This is a genomic window from Planococcus sp. RAB007_Raresut (genome assembly GCF_057369535.1).
In genome coordinates this window covers 1-254 of sequence record NZ_JBXYIF010000188.1, presented here as the reverse complement: position 1 = coordinate 254, position 254 = coordinate 1, and the positions used below count along the sequence as shown (strand labels likewise).

The 254-nt window shown below is 39.8% G+C and carries 1 protein-coding gene; it reads right to left on the bottom strand.

The genetic code is table 11. The features are described 5' to 3' along the window. A partial coding sequence (locus tag AC2Q9J_RS18230) for a hypothetical protein (RefSeq protein ID WP_499042132.1) occupies positions 1–254 on the bottom strand: 254 nt, incomplete at both ends.

Genomic DNA, 254 nt, shown 5'->3' with positions numbered 1-254 from the left:
AACCGATACGGCACGGTAATGATTTCAAGAACCAAATATGTGCAACTGGTGATGCAAGGTCAATATGACCCATACGCTCACGACGAACTTTTGCTGTTGTAACTTCAACGCCACATTTTTCACAAATGACGCCTTTGTATTTCATACGCTTGTATTTACCACACAAGCATTCGTAATCTTTTACTGGACCAAAAATTTTGGCACAGAACAAACCGTCACGTTCAGGTTTAAAAGTACGGTAGTTAATGGTTTCA